Below are 20,681 nucleotides of genomic sequence, written 5' to 3'. Positions count from 1 at the left end.
GCGTAGCCAATGGTCTACACTAGGCCTCGACGCCTGGGTCGCTTACACTCTGGTTAGTGAGGGGTATCATGGGCATGCCAATGCGCGTCCAGTGCCAAAGACCCGGAGAACCAATGGCGGCCGATTTAATGGAAGGACACAGCACAGACCGCGAGTCAGTCGTCCCGACGCGCGTAGAATATAACAGAGCCGACTCCATCCCGCGGCGGGTACTGCTGGTCGCTTTGGCGATACTGCTGCTGGTGGGCGGTGTGGTCTACGTCGCGGTTCGCTCCATTCACACCCTCGGCAACAGCAGCGACACCCTCGTTCAGGTCGGGTTACCCCTGCAAAAACAATTGCTAAAAATTAAAAGCACCCAGCGTCAAGCGGAATTTTTTCGTCAGCTTGCCCAGGTGCTGCCGCAGGCGGGTTATGAAAAGACCTTCATCCAACTGGTGACCAGTGAAGAGCATGACCTGCAAACACTACAACGCGCCACCCGCAATCACCCCGCTCTCATGATGGCCATGCAACAGTTGCAAGGCAGCCTGGTCAATTATGCGCAGACCGTTGGCGACAGCGCCGCCGCGAAGGCCAGCAAGGCCGCCGTCGAAAAAAAATTTCAGGCCGTACATCTGGCGATGACGACGCTCCTCGCTCGGCAAGGCGCTGCGGCCGCTGCGGCACGGACCCGGGCCGTGCAACTCCTCTATGCACTGGTATTCATCACCGCTTTGCTCAGCATACTCATCCCCTGGCGGGTAGCCACCGCCCTGACCCGGCCCCTCAAGGACTTTCGTCGTGCCGTGGAGGATATTGGCGCGGGCAAACTGACGAATGTCGCCAGTGAAGGCCCCCAGGAGCTCCGCGATCTTGCCCGCAGCATTGAAAGCATGCAGACGCGGCTACGGGAAGAAGAACGTTTGCGACACGAATTCCTCAGCCAGGTGTCCCACGAGTTGATAACTCCGCTGGCCTCGGCGCGTTCCGGCAGTGAACTCCTGCTCAGTGAGCGCATCGGCCCGCTGTTGCCGCGCCAGCACGAAGTGCTCGAAATCATCGTCCGCCAGGTCAAAGAGTTGTATGCCGCCATTCATGAAATGCTGGATATGCACGCCCTGCAAGCGCGCTCCCTGGATTTTTCCCCGCAGGATCTCCCTGTTGCCGAAGTGCTGGTCGACCTGCAAAAACGTATGCAGCCGCTAACGGATAAAAAAAATCAGACCTTGGATTGTGACGGGGCAGAGCAACTCAGTGTCTATGCCGATCCGCAAAGACTGCGACAGATTCTGACCAATCTGGTCAGCAATGCCCATAAATATAGTCCGGCAGACGGACGAATTGAGGTTCGTGCAACGGCGCAGCAAAAGGGTGTCCATTTTAGCGTCAGCGACAGTGGCCCTGGTATTCCTGATGCTCTGCTGGAACGGGTCTTCGAACGTTTCTATCAGGTACCGGTCAGCAACAGCCTACCGCGCGGCACGGGCCTGGGCCTAGCGATCACCCGCGAACTGGTGGGCGCCCAAGGCGGCTGGATCAGGATGCACAATCGCCCCAGCGGCGGTCTCTGCGCCGAAATCTGGTTACCCGCTGCGCGCAATGTCGAAGCCGTTTGATGCGCCGACGCACTAAGCTCTCTCCGATTTTTGCCGCACTCGGTCTCGCCGCGATGCTGAGTGCGTGCGCACAGGTTACGCCACAGTCCCTCCTGCCCGGTGCAACACGTAACGTACCGCTCAATGACGATCTCGCCCACTGTGGCTTGGCCACATCCACTGCTTGCGCACGCATCCACGAAGCGTTAGCGGATGCTTACTTGCGTAGCGGGCCGCTGAATAGCACGGCTTTAGGAAATGCGGCGAGAGAGTTGGGGTTGGCGGCTCAGAATAACGAAGTGGCTGCCAAGACGCTCCCCCTGCGGCGTATCGTCCACGCTCTGCAAGAACACACCGCCACCAAGGACGCATGTACAGCAGCACTCCGAAAGGCCCAGGCACAATTAGCGGCCACCCATGCACAATCCGCTGCCACACAAGTGCGTCTGCATAGTCTGGAAAATCTCCTCCATGACCATGCCGAAAAATCTCTTGACCACCACGTTCCCAAACGGCCCTAAGATGCCCAAAGCTATCCCCACCATTCTCACCATTGACGACGATCCCGACTTTCTGCGTCTGCTCGGCCTCTGGCTGGAAAGTGAGGGATACCATGTTCTGGTGAGCAGTGATCCTGCGCAAGGCATGCAGATTTTGCACACGGACAGGCCCGATCTGGTCATCACCGATCTGCGCATGCCGGGCATGGATGGGATGGCCGTGCTCGAGGCGGTGCAGGCGCTTGACCCCGATCTGCCGGTCATTCTGCTCACCGCCCATGGCAGCATCCCCAACGCGGTAGCGGCCATGCGTGCGCAGGCATTCGGGTATCTGAGCAAACCCTTCAGCAACGAAGAACTCCAAGAACTGACCAAAGCCGCCCTTGTGCAGCGCCATGCCAGTCAGGAAACCCGCAAACTCCGGACAGCTTTGCGCGAACAGGCGGGGCAGAGCATTCTCCACCGCAGCCCGATCATGGCCGCGCTGGTGGACGAATTGGCGCGGATCGCCAGTTCGAAAGCCAGTGTTTTCCTTTCCGGGGAAAGCGGCTCCGGCAAAGAACGGGTCGCTCGTGCCATCCACGCTGCCAGCCCGCGCTGTGACGGACCATTCATTGCGGTCAACTGCGGCGCCATACCCGCCGAACTGGCGGAAAGCGAGCTCTTCGGCCATGTCAAAGGTGCCTTCACCGGCGCCACTCAGGACCATGTCGGATTAATCCGCAGCGCCAACAACGGTACCCTCTTTTTGGATGAAATTGCCGATTTACCTCTTACCCTGCAGGTTAAATTGCTCCGCGTCCTTCAGGAGGGCAGCCTACGTCCCGTCGGCGCGAAAACAGAGATATCTGTCGACCTGCGGGTCATCAGCGCCACCCATCAGGATATTCATACCCTCACCGCCAGTGGTGCCTTCCGCGAGGACCTTTACTATCGCCTGCATGTAATCCCGCTGCGGGTCCCCAGCCTGAGTGAAAGGGCGGAAGATATTCTCCTGCTGGCCCAGTACTTTCTTGATCGGGAAAGTCAGCGACTGAATCGGGATATTCTGGGCTTCAGCCCCGAAGCCCTCGACAAGCTGATGCAACGATCCTGGCCCGGCAATGTCCGGGAACTGGAGAACGCCGTCACCTTTGCCGCGGCGGTCACTGAAAAAGGCTGGGTCGCCGCCGACACCATTCCCGACAATGGTCGCCAAGGTGGGCAGAGCGCTTTTCCACCCCTGCAAGATGCCAAGGCTGCCTTTGAACGTGCTTATCTGGAAAACCTGTTGCGCGCTACGGATGGCAACATCTCCCGCGCCGCGCGCATAGCTGGCCGACATCGGACTGATCTTTACAAATTGATGCGCAAGCACAGTCTGGCTCCGCAACTTTTCAAGGGTCAGGAGGACCGGGATGAAGAGTAGTGATGCGCCGATGCTTTGCCCCCATCACCGATTTTGCTATGCTGAGCGTACTTTGACTCCGTCACCGGCCTGATGACACTACCCGTTCCCATTGCCCAGAAACCCCTCTTCCAGCGCATCCACCTGCGTCGCTGGTTCGCTCAGGGTTTGCTCATTTCACTGCCCATTGGGCTGACGGTTTATGTGGTGTTGTGGATTGGCGGCTGGCTGAATAGCCTTTTTGAGGCACCGATTAAGGCGCTTTTTGGCGTCGACATCCCCGGCCTGGGCTTGTTGCTCACCCTGATGATCATTCTTGGTGTCGGTTTCCTCGCCTCCCATGTCCTGACCGCCTGGATTTTTGAGAAGCTGAACACCGTCCTCGGACGCATTCCCGTACTACATAGCCTCTACAGCACTATTCACGAAACAGTAGGCTTGCTTTTTGGCGGGACGGACCGCGGTTTCCGTAGCGCCGTATTGGTTCGCCAAGGCGGCGACATGGGTTACCTCATCGGTCTGGTCACGCGCGATATCCTCAGCGAACTGCCCCGCTTGCCCGAGGAATGTATCGCGGTGTTTATCCCCATGAGCTACGGTATCGGTGGCTTCACCTGCCTCGTACCACGCGACAAGGTCATCCCCCTGCCCGATCTCACCCCGCAACAAGCTCTGCGCTTTGCCATGGCGGGCGGGGTCGGGGGAGGGAAAGCCATCCGTGATAAGCTGGGTGCCAACAGTGAAACAACCAGAGAGACAGCAACAAATCATTTTGACCAAAACCGGTGACAATTCCATTCGGTGGGTGCTTTGCGGCAAACCCACAGTCTTCGTTATACTCTCGTCATACAATTAAGGAGATAAAGCATGGCTGAAGTGCGCAAAGCAGTCTTCCCCGTGGCCGGCCTGGGTACCCGTTTTCTCCCGGCCACCAAGGCTAGCGCCAAGGAAATGATGCCGGTAGTGGATAAGCCACTCATTCAGTATGCTGTGGAAGAAGCCATCGCCGCAGGCTGCGACCAACTCATTTTCATCAGCGGACGCGGCAAGCGTGCCATCGAAGACCACTTCGACGTTTCTTACGAGTTGGAAATCGAGCTGGAAAAACGCGGCAAGGCGGCCTTGCTGGAGCAAGTGCGGGGTATCCTGCCCAGCCATGTCAGCACCATTTTTCTACGTCAGCCCTACCCTCTCGGGCTTGGACATGCGGTGCTGATGGCTCGTCCAGTGGTGGGTGATGAACCCTTTGCGGTTTTATTGGCAGACGATCTTATGCTCGGTGAGCCACCCGTGCTCGCACAAATGGTAGAACAGCACCACCGCTATCAAGCAGGCATTCTCGGCGTGGAAGAAATTCCACGGGAACATTCCACCCGCTACGGCGTAGTCGACGCGCGGCCCTGGGATGATCGTATTTACCAGATTAGCGGCATCATCGAAAAACCCAAGCCCGAAAACGCGCCCTCTAATCTGGGCGTGGTTGGACGCTATATCCTCCCCGCACGGGTGTTTCACTTTCTGGAACAGACTCAGCAAGGCGCGGGTGGCGAGATTCAACTGACGGATGCCATCGCCCATCTGTTGGAAGAACGGCAGGTGCTGGCTTATCTTTTTTCCGGGCAGCGCTTTGATTGCGGCGACAAACTTGGTTATCTGAAGGCGACCATCGCCTTTGGCAAGTTACACCCCGAGATAGGTGCCGATTTCACGCAATACATTGATACCCTTTGCGAACACCCGGCCCCGGTTGAGACCTTTTCGTGACTCCCTTCATTCTCTCCGAAAGGAGCGCTATCATCATCGCCCGTTTCCCCAAAGAGCGTATGCATCCATGATCATCATCGATGGCGTTACCGAAAGCGGTGGCAAATTCCGCCCCTCCGCCTGGGCGGAGATGCTCATTGAAGGGGTTGGACTGGCTCATTTCGGCGCCGACCACAAAATCCATTATCTGCCCCTCATTGAGCCCGCCACTATCAATGGCAACGCCGCCATTATCATAGACGAGAGCCTGGAAGAGATTCGCCCGGAGGCCTTTGCCGAAATCATGCGCTTCGCCGCCGAAAATCGCCTGCAGATACGGCATGAAGAAGGCAGTATCGCCGATCGCCGGGTACAGCAACCCGCCCGCCGTCACTACCAGACCCAGCGCCGCCACAGCTGATGGCAGAACGTCCGTCCGCCTCCGCCCGCCTGCGTTTTGCCTGGACAATCGGCATCATCATCATTACCTATGGTGTCCTTGCCATCGCCCTGAGTGTCCACGTCATTGACCAACAAAGCGGCGCGCGTACGGATCTCTATGTCGCCTTGCAGGCTCTGGATCATCTGCACCGGGAAGCGCTCTCACAAGCGCCTACTGCCCAGGAGCGCCAAGCCGTAGAAGCCGCCTGGCGCAACGAGCGCGCCTTCGCCGCCGCATCTCCGCTGCAAGCCTGGCATGTGGTACAAACACTGATTTCCCGCCTGAATCGGGAATATCCCGATAATGCCTGCGGTCGCAACGGCCCCTCTTTCGTCACAGTCGACACGCTCCCAGCTCAGCATGCCTGTATGGTCGCCATGAGAGTCAAGGGTGATGTCGTTCAGGCCACGGGCTACGACACGCAAGGCATCGCCATGGACAACTTTTATGAATACCTCTATGCCCCTGTCGGGCGCTCGGGCTGAGGGCACGATACCGACGCCATCCTGCGTACCGCAGGGGTCCACCATGGTTACTGGGATTGGTTAAATGTGCAGCATGCAGTCACCTGGCCATCGCTTGGCTTGCGCGCTGAAATAGGGCCTCACGATCAAAGGTCACGAACCTTAGCATGACTCGGCAGATCGACTCAGCGGCTGCCACAGACTGGATGCGGTCATTCGTTGATGGTCGATGATTATTCTGCGATTATAATCTGGCCGGGTATGTTGTAAGCGCATGACGCAAGGCGGATCAGATGAAGCTCCACGTTGAGTACGAACAGGAAGAAGATGGGCGCTGGACGGAGATACCGGAACTGCTTGGCGCCAGCGTCATGTGTTATGTTATATCGCGTAACGACGCAGCGGATAGTGCCCAGGCATGAGCCATTGGCCAGCTATGAAACAGAGGGGTACCTATGCAGTCACATACCGCAGGATTTCCACATCCTGAGCTGATCGGGACATTCCGCCAGTTCGGGCCGTTTGGGATTCCATACCAGATACTCAAGGAAGGTCACGATACCGATAAGGGTTGGACTGTCGAAATCGAGGTGCCTGAAACCGGGGAGCATCTGGAATACCCACTCAATGCCGTCTTGGATGACCCGGAAGCCCGCTAGTGTTCGCCATCGCTTTCGATCTGATCGTCAAGGAACCAAGCATCATCCCAAAGGCGTGTCCGCCGCCTATGCGGATATTGGGGCCGCTTTGGCAGAGTATGGGTTCCGATGGGTACAGGGCAGCATCTATGTCTGTGAGAACGAGGATATGGCCAACCTGATGGACGCCATGGATGCCCTGACGGATCTGCCTTGGTTCCCCTCATCGGTGCGGGATATCCGCGCCTTCCGCGTAGAGCAATGGTCGGATTTCACCGCCAGAGTGAAGCGCCTGGGCAGGACAAAATGAGCAACCTTATCGTAATATCTCATAACAACCCTCAACTTGCAGGCGGAGAAACCAGCAGAATCAGGCCATCCGCTCAGCCTGCCCAGAAGCCAACAAGACAAATGGAACATAGGGTCTCAAGTCCAAGATACTGGCTACAGTGTCCACTGCCGGAGGGGGTGCGTAGAATTGCCGTTAATCAGCAGATCGACGTGGACGCCAAGCAAAGACTCAAGTTCGCATTGTAAGCCGCCTAGATCGAACAAGGTTGCACCTGGCAGCGCATCAACCAGTAGATCGAGGTCGCTGCCGTCTTCATCGGTACCACGTATTGCTGAGCCAAACACACGCGGATTCGTTGTGGGAAAGCGGCTTACGGCTTCACGCACAGCATTGCGATGAAGTTCAAACGCGAGCGATGGGCGCATAGCATCTCTCCGATCCTCAATATAACCAGTCAATAGCATATGGTATTTTCATCTTTTCCACATCCTCCGGCCCCTCCAGTGATCCGTGTACAATCGGTTAGGCCAATCAGTCTCGATGACTGGTAACACTGCATACTTGCCACTGGAAAGCTCACCCGGAGACGGAGGATCCACGAGAAGCCAGGATGATACTTAAAGAAATTCGTTGTGTTCCGGCGCATCGAAATCGCGGTGGCCTGCTGGACGAGGGCATCTTCGGTGTGGTTCATGCATCCCCTTTCTCTTGCCGGGGTCCACGGCCAACAGGTTCATCACCAAGCGCACCATCAGATCCCTAGAGCAGATGGGCGGCGCGCTCCTCGCGGGTTTGGTACAGCGGGTCGCCAAACATGGTCTGCTCGATATTGCCGAGGATGGCCGCCAGCCCCTCGCCCCAATCGCGGGCAAACAGTTCACTGGCCTCGCCACGGCTTCTTAATTCATCGGCCAGCGCATCCAGCGCCCGGCGAGCCCCCTCAAAACCCAGGATCCCACGAGCAGGCTGCGCACCGACGGATACACCGAGCTTGTCCTCGTCGTAGTCCAGCAGCAGGCGCCAGGTTTTGGCATAACCCAGAATCAGGCCGACCACTTCCCGACCGATGTCGGTCACCAATTTCTGCCGGGTCAGGGTCTTGCTCAACAGATCCACCGCCTGCTCCAACTCGACCAGTCCCTGCTGGGCCAGCCGATATTCATTTATGCTGAATCCTTGGGTCAGATGCTCGCGCAGCACTCGCGTGGCCCACTGACGAAAGTGGCTGGCTTGGGTGGTTCACCCGGTAGCCAACCGAGATGATGGCTCCTTCACCGACAAATAACGGCTGTAGGCGTGGCGCAGGAACACCAGGCCCATGACGGGCATGAAGTATTCATTGCTGGCGTAGTTGGAGTTGGCGCGGAGGTTGTCGACGGCCTGTTGGCCATTATCTATATATGTCCCGCTATGTTAAACCGCATGCCACATCGGCGCGCGCCCAGCCCCGTCAGACTGCCCCGGGCAAAGCCCTGTCACTCCGTCTCCCCGGCCCGATAGGCGGCAATGGGGGCATGCCGCTTTTGCGCATAAGCCTTCAGATAAGCCACCTCCTTGTGCCAGGCCTTTACCCCCTTGGTGGCAATCCATTCCTGCTTCATCTGCTCAGGACCCGGCACCTTGAGCAAGGTCGTGGGCGCGTAGGCTTCCCCCTTACCCGGAGGCGGCAACCCGGCACCATGCTGCGCCTGATGGGCTTTGTACCAGATATACCATTTTGAATCCGGGCGCAGAGGATGTCCGGAAGCCCCGGCCTCGCGACGCATCAGGGTGTAGTCATCACATTGGCCCGCATTGAACGCAACCGGCACCTGCATCGGGAGCAGCCTGGTCTCGGCGTAATCCGGATGATGCGTCCACATGCCGGAGAATACGCCAGCATTTTCGTCCCATTGCGACATCGGCGGCAGCCCGAGGATGGCTTCGGTCGTTTTGAGCATGTTCACTTGCGAATAGAGGTGGGTCTCCAGATAGTCCCGCCTGACCCAGGGTCCCACGGCCAGCGCGAAGGTCCGGTGCGCATTGAGGTGATCGGCTCCTGACTGGGCATCGTCCTCGGTCAGGAACACCACCATGTGTTTCCATTCCGGTGTGGTGGAAAGGTAGTGAATAAACTTGGCCGTCGCGTAGTCATTGTTGGCCACGTAATAGTTCGGCGTGTAATAGCACGGCGAACGACCTGCGGTGTGATCATCCGGCAACCAGATGTAAATAAAGTGCGGGAACTTGGCGCCTGGATGGGCCTTCAGCCATTGTACCGCCATTCTTTCGCGGTAGGTGTCGAGGATCATCCGGTCCCAGCCGGGGAAGCCGGTGGCCAAATGCCTTTTCATCGCTGTGGAGATATTGCCCGCCTGGGAGCGCGAGACGAACTCGCCGAAGTCCTCAAACGACACCTTGTGATCCAGCAAATCATTAAACAAAAAAAGGCGCTGCGGATAGCTGATCCAGGGATTGGACCACTTGCCGAGTACCGAGAGATTTTCATAAATCGCATAAGGATTATCAACACCGAGAGGTATACCACCCGTCCCGCTCGCGCCACCGGGTAACAAGGACTGCGTCCAGCCCGGATTGGGGACCAGGCCACGCCCAGAGTAGTATTCCGGCCAGGTACGCTGCACAAAGTCAGAATCTGAAGCCGCCGTCGTCCACTGATGACCCTGCGCAGTCACCTCGCCATCGGCCATGAAATTCACAAACAAGGTGTTATGACGGGCAAGATGATAGAGGTTGGGCAGATCCTTGGGCCCATACAGGTCAAGACGCGGCTCCGCCCAGGCCCCGGCACGTTTGTAATCACCCAGATTTTCGTCGAAGGTCTTGTTCTCGCGCAAAATGAAGACCACATAATGGATGTGTTTGCGCAGAAAGGCAGCGTTTTTGACGTCTTCCGCGTGACGCGCGTGGCGTTGGGCATCAGTAAAACCGTCATTGCGCAGGCTTTGCCGGGTCCAGGCCGGGAGATGGGTCGAGAGGTCATTCAGGTCAATTTTCTGAATGAGTCCGTCCATCATGTCGCCCACCCACTGGTGGTCGACGTTGGGGCCGGAGCCCAGGCCTTTGGCGCTTACCACATAGAGGGCGTTGCCCGCATGGGTGATCGCCGTCGGATACCAACCTGTCGGGATGAGGCCGAGGCCTTTGCCGGTCGGCGCGTTATAGACGGCGACGTCGTTGTTGCCGGCATTGGCGACAAAGAGTTTACCATCGACGATGGTCAGTCCGTCGGGATAGCTGCCTGGCGGGGCGTCGGGATAGGGGCTGTCATTGAGAAAGCGTTTGACGCTGAGTTTGATGGTGTCCACTTCGACGATACGGTCGACGTTGGCGAGGGCTACAAAAACATCCGGCGAATGAGGGACGGCGGCCAATGCCGTGGGGTGGACACCGGCATCGGTATTGTCGGGACCGGGAGGGGGGCCGACACGCACGGTACCCAATAGCTTCATGGATGCCGGGTCCACTACCGCAACGGCGTTACCACCCCAGAGGCTGATTACCAGCTTCTGGCCGCCATCGGCAAAAGTGACCGCGTAGGGGTAGGGTCCAACATTGAGGTAATCGGTCTGCCCACTCTGAATGTTGACGCGGGCCAGGCTGTTGGACAGCATACCCGTCACATAGAGATAGTTGCCGTGGGGACCCACGGCAACGGCATCGGGGTAAAATAGCCTGGGCTGATTAATGTGGTGCCCCTGATATTCGTAGGGGTACTGGTCTTTTGGAAAAGGTTGCCAGGTCAGAGGATAACGGCGTAGGAGCGCGGGCTTGCCACCTCTTGGCGCAAAGGCGGCGACATCGCCACTCTCTCCACCGGCTGCATAGATCGTCTGGTCGGCGCCTGCCACCATGCCTTGAAAGAAGCTTTGATGAGCGATGATTTCACCATGCAAATCAGTGATATCCTTGGGTCTGGGAGCCGCTTTCTTGGCATCTTTTTTGTAGGCGGCAATTTCTGCCACCCGCTCCAGGGTCTTCTGATCGTAGAGGGTGATGGTCTGCGCGCGCGTCGCTCCGTTGGCCAGAGCGGCCACATGATTCCCTACCGGCACCACCTCAGTCACGAAGTTGGGGGCACCGTTGACCAAGCCCACGGGACTGACGATACGCCCTGTAGGCAGGATGTGGGTCACCCAACCTTTGTTTTCTGCACTGACGTGGATCGGGCCATTGATGTTGCGGGTGTTGGGGGGGGAGACGCCCTCAGAGCACGCATAGCCGGCGCAAAAAATGTTTAAAAACAGCATAAAAAAACATACCGCCAGATTCCGACACCCTTTTTCCATTACTTTTACTCCTCAGCACAACAGTATGGCGATTCGCTGTCGACACGACCGAAAAACGATGTTAGCCGCGTTTAACCCCAAATTTTTTTGTCCCTGCTTGTACGAATGCAGGTGAAACCGCCGCTTTCGCGAAGGTATCCGGCTGCCACGGATCGCGAAAGCCCCCGGAAAATGGAATGTCCTGATTCTTCTGACCAGCAAGGTAGTGGATCATCTGCAAAGCAATTTTATTGGAGCGCTGCTGCGCAAATACCGAACACTGGTGAAAGTACGCGTTCATTGGGGTTGGGATTCCCTTTCATGCACCCCTCGTTATCTGCCACCAAAGCACTAAACTGACCTGGTACGATGGTGCCACTTGCCTTAGTCATGTAGTTACTAAAATTTACCACCCTTGCTCCGACCACGACATCGCCCATCGACAGTTGTGGCAGATGGGATCCGGCAGTTCCCGGATCAATCATGATACCCGGCTTGAAAATACGCACCAACAGATAGGTGTCGATTGCCGTCAGGCTGAAGCTACCAATCGGCGGAGGTGAGGACAACACGACATGTACGCCATCAATGTCCCCCATCGTAAACTGAAACATGCCTTCATGATACCACCTTATATTAGTCATAACGGAGGTATATTGGCGGTATGTATCGGGATCGGCTGGCAACATAAGCCATGGAACCATACACCGTTAATATCACGCTGAAGCAGCCGTATGCTAATACACTAAAAAACCACCCTCTTTGTTCCCATTGTGCGCGCATCCAGAAACCATAAGATTACCTTCTAGTCAATAAAAAACGGCACTGCACCTGCTTAAATGAAAGCCTATGCAGTGCCCGTGAACTAAGCCGGATTAACCGCCCGGCACTTACTGGAAGCGAACGCTCACATTGCTCCCAACAAACACGGGGGCACCAGCCTGCCCCCGGTAATACGAGAACGGTTTCGTAACCTGTTCTGCGTAGACCAGATAATTATTGTCGAGAATATTGTCGGCGTAAAGACTAAACTTAACCGACTTCACGTAGGTCGATTTGATCGGCACCTCATAGGACGTTGTAAAGTCGAGCGTGTCATATGACGGTAAAGTGCTACCTATCGTTTGGCCCTTGTTAGTCGCCATATATTGACGTCCGACAAAATGGCCGGTAAGCGCTGCATAAAGACCGCCATGCTCGTAGCGGATACCCGTTGTTGCAGTGTACATCGGGATGTAAGGGCGGTACTCGCCGGGATAGGCCGTGCCGTTCACACCAGTGGACAAAGTACTGTATTTGGCGCTGGTGTAATTATATGACCCGAAAAGCGAAACATGGTCTTTAATGGGCACATCCAAATCAAGGGTAACCCCCTGATACAGGGCATTGCCATTATTGTACTCATAAGTCATTCCGGTAGCAGGATCGTAGTACTCGCTGAAAATATTATTAAAGTTGCGCCTGAAAACGGATAAGTTACCAGATACTACATTACTCGTGTATCGCACGCCTGCATCGTAGCTGATATCACCCTCGGGCTGAACAGAGATGGGCGCCGGTGTTGTGGTTGTTCCTATGGCCGAATAGAAGGCGCTAATATTCGGCACCTTGTTTGTCTTACCCACACTGAAATACAGATTCACGTTATGAATCGGCGTATAGGAAAACCCAAGAGAGGGCTCCCAGAAGTAGTAAGTATTATTTACATGGCCACCATAGCTGTAATAATAGCCAGTCACGTCATCACAACCGGTCGACACAATGTTATACTTGACTCCGGGATATATATGGAGGGCGCCATTCAATAGATTGATATTGTCCTGGAGATAGACATAGTTATAATTACGCGCGTCATGCTCGTCCCAAGCATTGTTATACCCATCGATATTCGGAACCGGACTGCTGCCATACCAATACTCGGCACTGTGATCCTGACTGTAATCCACCATCGCACCCAGCTCAATGGTGTTGTGCGGCGCAAAGAACGTCATCGATGGCAGGAAACCAACGCTTTGAATGTTATCGATATAGTTGTGGAACTGCGTTCCAGCCGCTCCCGAGCCAAACAGGGCCACCGGATTATAGCTATTGTTTACCGATGGATACGCCGCCCATGGCTCGAGATTACTCCCCACCGGATAGCCATCATAAGTAGCATAACCATAATAATTATGGTTAGAGTATGCCGCATTGGTGAATGACGTTCTGTTCGCCGCCTGTTGCTGTATGAAGACTTTCGTCTTGGCGAACATGTAATTGTTTAATATGCTTTTCCACGATAATATTACATTTAATGCGTGGGTATTCGTGCTACTGGACGCCACATCCAGCGGCGGCTGGTAAGAGCGTCCGTTCTGGGCAAGCAGGGCCAGCGGCACTAAAGATGGTTGACGCGCTGACTCATTGTTATATACGGCAATCAGTTTTAATTGAGACAGTCCGTTATTATATGGCTGAACCAAGGCAAAATAATACGAATTTATTTTGGCGAAGATATTGTTCATAAAACTTGGGGCATGCGTATAGGAATATTTGAATAGCATTTCGGTGCCCGTTCCTGGCAGCGCCCCGCTATTCGCCGCAAAACCCGTTGTGTAGTTGCCGCCGCGATACCCATACTTTCCACCAGAGGCATCGACGTCCAGATAATACTTTGATGTGGGTAATGCGGGCTCGTAAGAAATCGTGCCACCAAGCGAGTTTATACCATTTTGTGAGGGTTGATTAGCGCCGCTATATACCTTCACCGTAGAAATCTGACCCATCGTAAGTGGGGTAAAAGCGTGATTATCACCCGTACCACCAGCACCACCGCGAAAGGTATTAATAATGGGTACCCCATCAAAGTTCGACGCCATCTGCGCACTCGTGAAGCCTTGGTAGGTGAACTCGTTGTCTGTGGCAGACAGATTACCCGGCCCTTGTGAAATAACATTCATTCCCGGCACGTGCTTTAATATCGATTGAAAGTTCTGCGCCGGTGATGCATGGGTCACGGTCTTCTTACTTACCGAGGTCACCGCTTTTTCCGGAGGCGCAACCTTTTTCACGGAACCAACCTCTGTCACGGCCCCGGAAGGGTTTTGACTTTCGGTAGAGGCGACGACACCGGCACCGTCGGCATAAGAGAATGTGGTAGCAGATACACTGACTGCTGCGACTACTGCCGCATAAAGTATCGCCGGTGCCATCGTCGAGACAACGGCCCCCGCCCGTCTGCTGATAAATATTTTATTACTCTGTCTAATTTTCATACAAGCTTCTCCCTCTATAGTTGGTGACACAATAAAACATTAGCTAAATACATACCATTTACACAACCCATATAATGCTATTTTTTATTATACGTAACAAACCACATCACAGCGCCTTACAACTGTCAACCAACCCGCGGGGATCAGTTGGGGTTTTATAAAAATAATTCTGATATGGATCCCGTGACGGATAACTATATTCCTTATTAAGCAAATTATTACCGTAAACTTTAACTACTCTTAGTATTATTTTATCACTGATATCCTGCGTTATTTGCGACGCAGTTTTCCGATGTGCACCTTGCGGAGGTACGCCGTTCCCGTTAAATTCAAACACACTATCTGATATGGTACTGACCTCGATGAAAGGAATATTTGCCAGTTTTGCAACCGTAGCAGAAAACCAATCACCATCTTCATCAACTTCATGGAAAACATCATCTGTTTTCTTGATAAATGATTTGTCGGCTAGCCACATTGTCGATGTGCCCTGTATTCCATAATAATATATTTCTGGCTTTTGTATTTTGAATTTGCCATTAATCCAGGATGGTAATTTTTCTCTGCCAGATACGTATTGTGCCGCACAAGCGGCATATCTTTCCAACTTCTTGTTTATGAAAAAATATTGATAATCCTGAAGACTTGACTTTCCAGAAAACTCATCCGGCGTTATTTTACCTGTTGGCGACATGTAAAAATTAGTAAAATTTACCTGTTTCGTTCCTATAACAATGTCTCCCACATGCATCTTTCCTGGTGGAATATGAGCACCCGATGTCCCAGGGTAGAGCAAAGCCTTTATCTTAAAATGATCCACCATGACTTGAGCAGTAAGTGCGCGGGTATACTCTCCACCAAATGGCTGAATACAAATAACCACAGGAATCTTATAAATACTTCCAATTTGATAATCAAATTGACCTATCTGCACAGATTTTATTTTTTTAAATTTTTTAAGGATAACAGAATAATGGGCAGGCCCAACAGGAATAAGCAGCCCTAAATACTCATTATTACCTAAGTCTGCAGTTTGTTGACTAGCCCGCGCGCCGCCAACAGAAAACCAGAGGATACTAACAGCCGATAAAATATAGACAATATGTCGTGCAATTTTCATGAGTATAAATCGCTCCTATGTTATAAAAACTCGTGATTCAGCCTTGAAATCCACACCCAAACTGAGCCATCTTTTCTTGTCACCGCATTCGAATGGGCCTTGCACGAATTGACGCGCACTAGATCAGGCTGCGCCTTCGATACCATCACCTGGGCGGTATCTCTCAAAAATTTCAGAGTTGGACTATAATCGCGATATGTTGCGTACTATTAAAGTGCTATTTTCTCATGAGTGCGCATCAAAAAATGCAACGCCAAAGGGTCACGCGCGATCCGTCTGATCAGCCATGCCATGGAGAAATGGAGATCAGGAGCGACAAGAGACTGGAGCAGTCAATCGCATGACAAACGTCCACGGGTTTCTGGCTAGCGGTCGTGACAAATGTCCTGCGCTTAGCAAGGCCAGCGTCAGGCGTCCGGGAAAAGTCTGCTGGCTTCGCGCGTGAGAGTGGCGATCAGTCGTTGAGGTTTGCCCTCAACCATATCTCCACCCGTTGCTCCGGCGTACTGAGCAGCTTGGACCAGATTTTCCCGATGTATCAGGAGGGCGATTAGCTCTTGCAGATCATTTTCATCTGTCACATCGCCCGAAAATGAGGCGTAACGCTTCTGCGCTGGGCGATGGCGAGACTCACCGAGCAATCCCCTGCAAATCTGCTGCCCCGAAGCTATTGGGCAACAACTCGCCAAACGCCATTCGCTGCGGACTGCCCGTCAGCGTCGACGTGTAGACCCACATCAATGACGCGGCAAATTCATTGAGCCGCTGACGACAAGTCCCACAGGGCCAGGCCGGGGAATGCCCTTTACAGACGATAAAGGCCGCCCGGACAGGCGTTGACCCAAGAGTGGCGACCATCTGTCCGATCGCCACCGCCTCGGCACAGAGACCGGAGGGATACGCCGCATTTTCAATATTGCAGCCCTGAAAAATGTGCCCAGACTCGGTGAGCAGAGCGGCGCCCACCGGAAAATGCGAGTAAGGGGCGTAGGCGTGTTTCAGCATCTCTTCCGCAGCCTTGCGTAACTGGGCGAGGGTTGCCTCCGAAATGTCCGGCAAGATCAATGGACGATTCATGCCGTTTTCCTCCGTTGCACGCGCTGCTCCATGAAGCGTATTCCCATATAATAAATCCCTCCGGCGATCGCAGCCGAACAGACCTGCCAGGGTAATAGATGAATTATTGCCGGAGCCATCAGGAAATCCATCTGTGCCAGCACAACCCCCGAAATCAGCATGCTGATAGCCCAGGGTGCAGGCCACAGGAAATAGTCCGTCCAGATATAAACGCGCTGATAGAACTGAGAAACAGCATCGCTATAGTGCTTACCGTGGAACCAGTCGATCACCAAGATGAAGCTGAACGGAAAGAGCAAGGATCCCAGCATGGAAAGGAACCCCTCGATAAAATCCAGAATCCCGGCAATAGCCAGGGAGGTGGCGAATACACCGAGCAGAACGACAACGGTAGGCTGCGTAAATCGATGCGGCTTACCGGCGACATTGATGACGGCGAGCAGCTTGGTCACCGCTGGATACAGATTCATAGCATTGGTATGGGCGATGGCGAGGATCACCCCGATGGCAGAGACTTCACCCCAAAACGGCAGATTCTTGCCGAGCAGGGCGATGTTCCAGTCCCCGGTCATTTGCAGCGCCACCAGACCTAGGAGACCCATAAAAAGTACCGCAGACATGACGCCGACGGCGGGGGCGAGCAGGTAGAGCGCCCGGTCTGTCAGCGTCTCCTGTGCCGTAAGAGGTACACAAAAGCGGGTGACTGTCGGAAAATCATAGGCCCAGGCCAGCAGACTAAAACTCAGCACCAAATCGATATCTTTGCCCCAGTCTACCCGTTGTGTCGCTACCGGAAGCACAAAAGCATGCTGGGTAAGCAGATAATAAGCGAGCACCGCGTAGCAGAGCAGAAAGAGCAGGGCCGTGTATTTATAAAACTTTTCCAGCACCTCCATACCGAAAAATACCAGAGTAATTTGCAGCACACCCAAAACGATATACCAGAGCATACCGAAGCCTGGAAACAGGGTATCGAGGATTTTCCCGGCGACATCCGTATTCAGACCAAACCATCCCGCGCCGACAATGGTGTATAGAATGGCCAGCAAGGTAGCGCCCCCAATACCGAAAGTACGTCGCGCCATCACCATGGAGATGATAGGGACCTGGCGGCCCATATGCGATAGCAGCATGGCAGGAATCAGACCGATCAACGTGGCAAACAGCACGATCAGGATAAAGTTCCACATCCCAATCCCGTGGAGGAGCAAAGCGATCACCGGTGTCGTCGCCGAGGCGGACGCCAGCGCCCAGATCAGGAAGAGCATTCCGGGGCGCATGCACCGGTCCCGGTCAGGGACCGGTGCTACGCCCAGGGTTTCCACGTGGTGGATCTCCAATGCGGGGGGGGGGGGGGCTACTCACTGGTTCAGTCATGGATTGCACCTGAATAGCCCATAACTCAGGCTGGCCACCGAAAAAGTCCAAAATTAACCATCGTTACAGTAGCCGAATTCCGACGACCGCCCCGAGCAGACTCCCGTAACCAGAGAGTTCGGTGGAAATATAATAGGTGGCGGCATTCACCATAAGCAGCCTAAATGCCGCCAGATATCTCTAAAACACCATTTTCACGGTACCAAAGAACGAGCGTGGCATCATCGGCTCTGCTACGAGATAGTTGCCGGGCTGATTATTAATATAAGGGAACTGCTTTTTCAGAACCGCGGCTTCGGAGTTCAGAAGATTTACCCCGCTCAGACTAAACGTCATATTTTTTACCCCGTACTGATGTATCTGAAAGGTATGCGCAAGGTTGAAATTCATGGTCGCATAGGCAGGCATACTAATAGACGTTGCTGCACCCGTACTGGCCTCAATATATTGCGGACCGACCAGATTGCCGTACAATCGGGCGCGCGTACCCATGTAATGCCCCTCTACCCCCAGACCCGCAAGGTAAGTCGGGGTATTGGCCCGCGGCTCGCCAATGCTGGTGGCAACACCATAACTGCTCGACGAATTTGAGGTGTAATGCGCCGCCTGAAGTGAGTAGTTCCCATAAAGCGATACATAGTTATCTAACGCGTAAGCGGTGGCAATGTTAATGCCCTGATACAATGAAGAACCGATATTGTACTCATAAGTCAGCCCTGTTGTTGAATCATAGTAGGAACTGAATGTATGTGTAAAATCTGAGCGATAGAAAGAAATACTCGCATCAATGCCATCATGCCTGTAAGCTGCCCCAAACTGGTACGTGTTGACTTTCTCCGGTTTTATCGTCACCGGCGTCGATGGCGATGTCGATGTGGCATTACCATCCGCAGAGTAAAATGCAGTGATGTTCGGATATTTGTAGCCGACCGCATAGTTGGCATACAGCGTTACCGCTTTTATCGGCTTATACTGGATGCCGACATATGGACTCACCTCGCTGTAAGAGCGGCCACTGCTGGCACCTACGGGATAATAGTACCCCGGAACATCATTGATATGCGTGCTTACCGTCTCATATTTCAGACCAGGGGTAATCGCCAAAGAGCGCGTCAGCTTGATTTTGGCTTGCGCATAGAGCTTACCGTACAGACGCCATGCATGCTCATTCCAGAGGTTATTGTAACCGGCCACTTCGGGAACATTCGGGCTTCCGTAAACATAGTCCCGCGAATGATACAGAGAAACTGCGCCCAGTCCTCCGGCTTTCAAGTCCACATAATGACTGAGCCACTCGACAGAAGGATTAAACCCGAAAGTATTTGTGGTATAACTATAACTGTGATAATTATCCCCGTTAATGGTTTGCGCCTGACAGGCTGCAGAATTGTTACCGGCAAAATCATTTCCCGAAAACTGGCAGACGGTTTGCGCCGGGTTCAGATAAAAAGTGACAAAACTGTTGTAAGGCGAATTGGCATTGGGATTCACATATTCCAAACGATTGGAGTTGGTGTAGGCATAAAATCCCTTTACACCAAAAACAGCATGAGAAGATATAAGCGTTTTATTCTGCACAATAGCCATCATGTGTTCCGCCGTGCTATTCGCGTAGGTGAAAGACTGTGGCCACTGATAATAAGGTCCATATTGCTGCAACAGCGCGGTCGGCATTCGCGCGGCAGTGGCACCTTGGTTTTTATTCAGCAAAAAAATAACGGACCATTTTGAGGTCGGCGAAATTTGTGGCAAGTCATAGGCCGCGTAGTAGGAATATTCGCGATCAGGACTGTGATCGAGGTAACCTGCGGTCTGGCGCGAAGAGAATCTCAGCAGGAGGTTACCATAGCCAGGACTTACTCCAGTGTTGATCTCAGCACCATAGCTGCGCGTACTAAAAGAACCAAAACCAGCAAATACCGACTCGTAACGTTTTGCCGATGGAATCTTCGGCAGATAATCAATATTTCCGCCGATAGCCCCGATGGCGTTGATATCTGGCGAGGGAGTGCCGTAGGTCACGCGGATGCCAGAAGTTTCACCCAGCGTGATCGGGATGAGATTCGTCAAATCTGCATAATTGTTATTTCCGCCGGATAAACCTCCATTGAACAAATCTGCAATGGGCAAATTATCAAAGGTATAGCCTACTTGTGTCTGAGAGAAACCACGCACCGAAATATGGGTCTTGACGCCAATGGGGTTCGTGCTGGTGGCATTCACCCCAGGCACAAAACTCAGAATGGTTGAGGCATTTTGCGTTGACTCCTGACCTTCCAGGAATTTTTTGGGAATCAGCGCGGTTTCAGCGCCAAACACCGGCTTTATTTGGGTGAGTGCAGCCTTCTCTACGGTTCGCAATAAATTCTTGGAGACTGATTTGATCTTGTATATCTTTTTGGCTGGAGGCGGCGTAGCGGTGGTCGTTTCTGCATACACCGGTAGAAGTGAGCCACCCAGAAATCCCGTTGCCACCAACAAGCCCTGTCTTAAAAGACGTTTAATGGTCTTGTTCATTATAGACTCCTGTAGTTATACCGCC

General features: G+C 53.7%; 19 protein-coding genes. 10 read left to right on the top strand and 9 right to left on the bottom strand.

Annotated elements, in window-relative coordinates:
• The first annotated feature begins 113 nt into the window (after positions 1-113).
• The 10 genes from PJU76_RS02810 to PJU76_RS02765 all read left to right on the top strand — a co-directional run bounded on the left by PJU76_RS02810 (position 114) and on the right by PJU76_RS02765 (position 7,061).
• Positions 114-1,598, top strand: coding sequence for a sensor histidine kinase (locus PJU76_RS02810; RefSeq protein ID WP_215849205.1), 1,485 nt, complete (start codon positions 114-116; stop codon positions 1,596-1,598).
• A complete protein-coding gene (locus tag PJU76_RS02805) occupies positions 1,598-2,098 on the top strand; it encodes a hypothetical protein (protein ID WP_271780390.1) in 501 nt (166 codons plus the stop codon). The genes PJU76_RS02810 and PJU76_RS02805 overlap by 1 nt, the downstream gene beginning before the upstream one ends.
• 1 nt (position 2,099) lies before the next feature.
• Positions 2,100-3,485, top strand: coding sequence for a sigma-54-dependent transcriptional regulator (locus PJU76_RS02800; RefSeq protein WP_064218878.1), 1,386 nt, complete (start codon positions 2,100-2,102; stop codon positions 3,483-3,485).
• A 72-nt stretch (positions 3,486-3,557) separates the two neighbouring features.
• On the top strand, positions 3,558-4,253 hold the full coding sequence (locus PJU76_RS02795) for a DUF502 domain-containing protein (protein WP_271780389.1): 696 nt from the start codon (positions 3,558-3,560) through the stop codon (positions 4,251-4,253).
• A 78-nt stretch (positions 4,254-4,331) separates the two neighbouring features.
• Positions 4,332-5,228, top strand: a complete 897-nt coding sequence (gene galU / locus PJU76_RS02790; protein ID WP_271780388.1) for a UTP--glucose-1-phosphate uridylyltransferase GalU — start codon at positions 4,332-4,334, stop codon at positions 5,226-5,228.
• Between the two features lie 67 nt (positions 5,229-5,295).
• Complete coding sequence (locus tag PJU76_RS02785) at positions 5,296-5,628, top strand: DUF3579 domain-containing protein (protein ID WP_271780387.1); 333 nt, start codon at positions 5,296-5,298, stop codon at positions 5,626-5,628.
• The gene (locus PJU76_RS02780) at positions 5,628-6,134 is read left to right on the top strand and encodes a hypothetical protein (RefSeq protein ID WP_064218683.1); all 507 of its coding nucleotides are present in this window, start codon (positions 5,628-5,630) and stop codon (positions 6,132-6,134) included. The genes PJU76_RS02785 and PJU76_RS02780 overlap by 1 nt, the downstream gene beginning before the upstream one ends.
• A 272-nt stretch (positions 6,135-6,406) precedes the next feature.
• Positions 6,407-6,535 (top strand): hypothetical protein, encoded by a 129-nt coding sequence (locus PJU76_RS02775; RefSeq protein WP_271780386.1) that lies wholly within the window; start codon positions 6,407-6,409, stop codon positions 6,533-6,535.
• Between the two features lie 33 nt (positions 6,536-6,568).
• Positions 6,569-6,772 (top strand): DUF5397 family protein, encoded by a 204-nt coding sequence (locus tag PJU76_RS02770; RefSeq protein WP_215861130.1) that lies wholly within the window; start codon positions 6,569-6,571, stop codon positions 6,770-6,772.
• Positions 6,741-7,061 carry a virulence factor gene (locus PJU76_RS02765; protein WP_271780385.1) on the top strand — a complete coding sequence of 107 codons (321 nt, stop codon included), beginning with the start codon at positions 6,741-6,743 and terminating at the stop codon, positions 7,059-7,061. Before PJU76_RS02770 ends, PJU76_RS02765 begins: the two co-directional genes overlap by 32 nt.
• A 134-nt stretch (positions 7,062-7,195) precedes the next feature.
• Here the strand turns inward: PJU76_RS02765 and PJU76_RS02760 are convergent, their stop codons facing one another.
• The 9 genes from PJU76_RS02760 to PJU76_RS02720 form a co-directional block, all read right to left on the bottom strand.
• A complete protein-coding gene (locus tag PJU76_RS02760; protein ID WP_271780384.1) occupies positions 7,196-7,468 on the bottom strand; it encodes a nucleotidyltransferase family protein in 273 nt (90 codons plus the stop codon).
• 334 nt (positions 7,469-7,802) lie between these two features.
• Complete coding sequence (locus tag PJU76_RS02755; protein WP_271780383.1) at positions 7,803-8,243, bottom strand: hypothetical protein; 441 nt, start codon at positions 8,241-8,243, stop codon at positions 7,803-7,805.
• Positions 8,244-8,518: 275 nt separating this feature from the next.
• Complete coding sequence (locus PJU76_RS02750) at positions 8,519-11,332, bottom strand: bifunctional YncE family protein/alkaline phosphatase family protein (protein ID WP_271780382.1); 2,814 nt, start codon at positions 11,330-11,332, stop codon at positions 8,519-8,521.
• Positions 11,333-11,559: 227 nt separating this feature from the next.
• A complete protein-coding gene (locus tag PJU76_RS02745) occupies positions 11,560-12,000 on the bottom strand; it encodes a phosphorylase family protein (RefSeq protein WP_408629747.1) in 441 nt (146 codons plus the stop codon).
• 201 nt (positions 12,001-12,201) lie between these two features.
• Positions 12,202-14,565: a TonB-dependent receptor gene (locus PJU76_RS02740; RefSeq protein ID WP_271780380.1), complete on the bottom strand. Its 2,364-nt coding sequence runs from the start codon at positions 14,563-14,565 to the stop codon at positions 12,202-12,204.
• A gap of 106 nt (positions 14,566-14,671) precedes the next feature.
• Complete coding sequence (locus PJU76_RS02735; protein ID WP_271780379.1) at positions 14,672-15,685, bottom strand: phosphorylase family protein; 1,014 nt, start codon at positions 15,683-15,685, stop codon at positions 14,672-14,674.
• A gap of 630 nt (positions 15,686-16,315) precedes the next feature.
• Positions 16,316-16,762, bottom strand: coding sequence for a cytidine deaminase (cdd, locus tag PJU76_RS02730; protein WP_271780378.1), 447 nt, complete (start codon positions 16,760-16,762; stop codon positions 16,316-16,318).
• Entirely contained in the window at positions 16,759-18,087 is a 1,329-nt protein-coding gene (locus tag PJU76_RS02725) for a purine-cytosine permease family protein (RefSeq protein WP_271780377.1), read from the bottom strand. Before PJU76_RS02725 ends, cdd begins: the two co-directional genes overlap by 4 nt.
• A gap of 232 nt (positions 18,088-18,319) precedes the next feature.
• The gene (locus PJU76_RS02720) at positions 18,320-20,656 is read right to left on the bottom strand and encodes a TonB-dependent receptor (protein ID WP_271780376.1); all 2,337 of its coding nucleotides are present in this window, start codon (positions 20,654-20,656) and stop codon (positions 18,320-18,322) included.
• Between the last annotated feature and the right edge of the window lie 25 nt (positions 20,657-20,681).

The organism is Acidithiobacillus ferriphilus, from assembly GCF_028215975.1.
GTDB lineage: Bacteria > Pseudomonadota > Gammaproteobacteria > Acidithiobacillales > Acidithiobacillaceae > Acidithiobacillus > Acidithiobacillus ferriphilus.
This window is presented reverse-complemented; position numbering and strand designations above follow the sequence as displayed.

Coding starts and splice junctions, on each gene's coding strand:
- PJU76_RS02810 (WP_215849205.1), top strand. CDS start 114: ATGGCGGCCGATTTAATGGAAGGACACAGCACAGACCGCGAGTCAGTC.
- PJU76_RS02805 (WP_271780390.1), top strand. CDS start 1,598: ATGCGCCGACGCACTAAGCTCTCTCCGATTTTTGCCGCACTCGGTCTC.
- PJU76_RS02800 (WP_064218878.1), top strand. CDS start 2,100: ATGCCCAAAGCTATCCCCACCATTCTCACCATTGACGACGATCCCGAC.
- PJU76_RS02795 (WP_271780389.1), top strand. CDS start 3,558: ATGACACTACCCGTTCCCATTGCCCAGAAACCCCTCTTCCAGCGCATC.
- galU (WP_271780388.1), top strand. CDS start 4,332: ATGGCTGAAGTGCGCAAAGCAGTCTTCCCCGTGGCCGGCCTGGGTACC.
- PJU76_RS02785 (WP_271780387.1), top strand. CDS start 5,296: ATGATCATCATCGATGGCGTTACCGAAAGCGGTGGCAAATTCCGCCCC.
- PJU76_RS02780 (WP_064218683.1), top strand. CDS start 5,628: ATGGCAGAACGTCCGTCCGCCTCCGCCCGCCTGCGTTTTGCCTGGACA.
- PJU76_RS02775 (WP_271780386.1), top strand. CDS start 6,407: ATGAAGCTCCACGTTGAGTACGAACAGGAAGAAGATGGGCGCTGGACG.
- PJU76_RS02770 (WP_215861130.1), top strand. CDS start 6,569: ATGCAGTCACATACCGCAGGATTTCCACATCCTGAGCTGATCGGGACA.
- PJU76_RS02765 (WP_271780385.1), top strand. CDS start 6,741: ATGCCGTCTTGGATGACCCGGAAGCCCGCTAGTGTTCGCCATCGCTTT.
- PJU76_RS02760 (WP_271780384.1), bottom strand. CDS start 7,468: ATGCGCCCATCGCTCGCGTTTGAACTTCATCGCAATGCTGTGCGTGAA.
- PJU76_RS02750 (WP_271780382.1), bottom strand. CDS start 11,332: ATGGAAAAAGGGTGTCGGAATCTGGCGGTATGTTTTTTTATGCTGTTT.
- PJU76_RS02745 (WP_408629747.1), bottom strand. CDS start 12,000: ATGTTGCCAGCCGATCCCGATACATACCGCCAATATACCTCCGTTATG.
- PJU76_RS02740 (WP_271780380.1), bottom strand. CDS start 14,565: ATGAAAATTAGACAGAGTAATAAAATATTTATCAGCAGACGGGCGGGG.
- PJU76_RS02735 (WP_271780379.1), bottom strand. CDS start 15,685: ATGAAAATTGCACGACATATTGTCTATATTTTATCGGCTGTTAGTATC.
- cdd (WP_271780378.1), bottom strand. CDS start 16,762: ATGAATCGTCCATTGATCTTGCCGGACATTTCGGAGGCAACCCTCGCC.
- PJU76_RS02720 (WP_271780376.1), bottom strand. CDS start 20,656: ATGAACAAGACCATTAAACGTCTTTTAAGACAGGGCTTGTTGGTGGCA.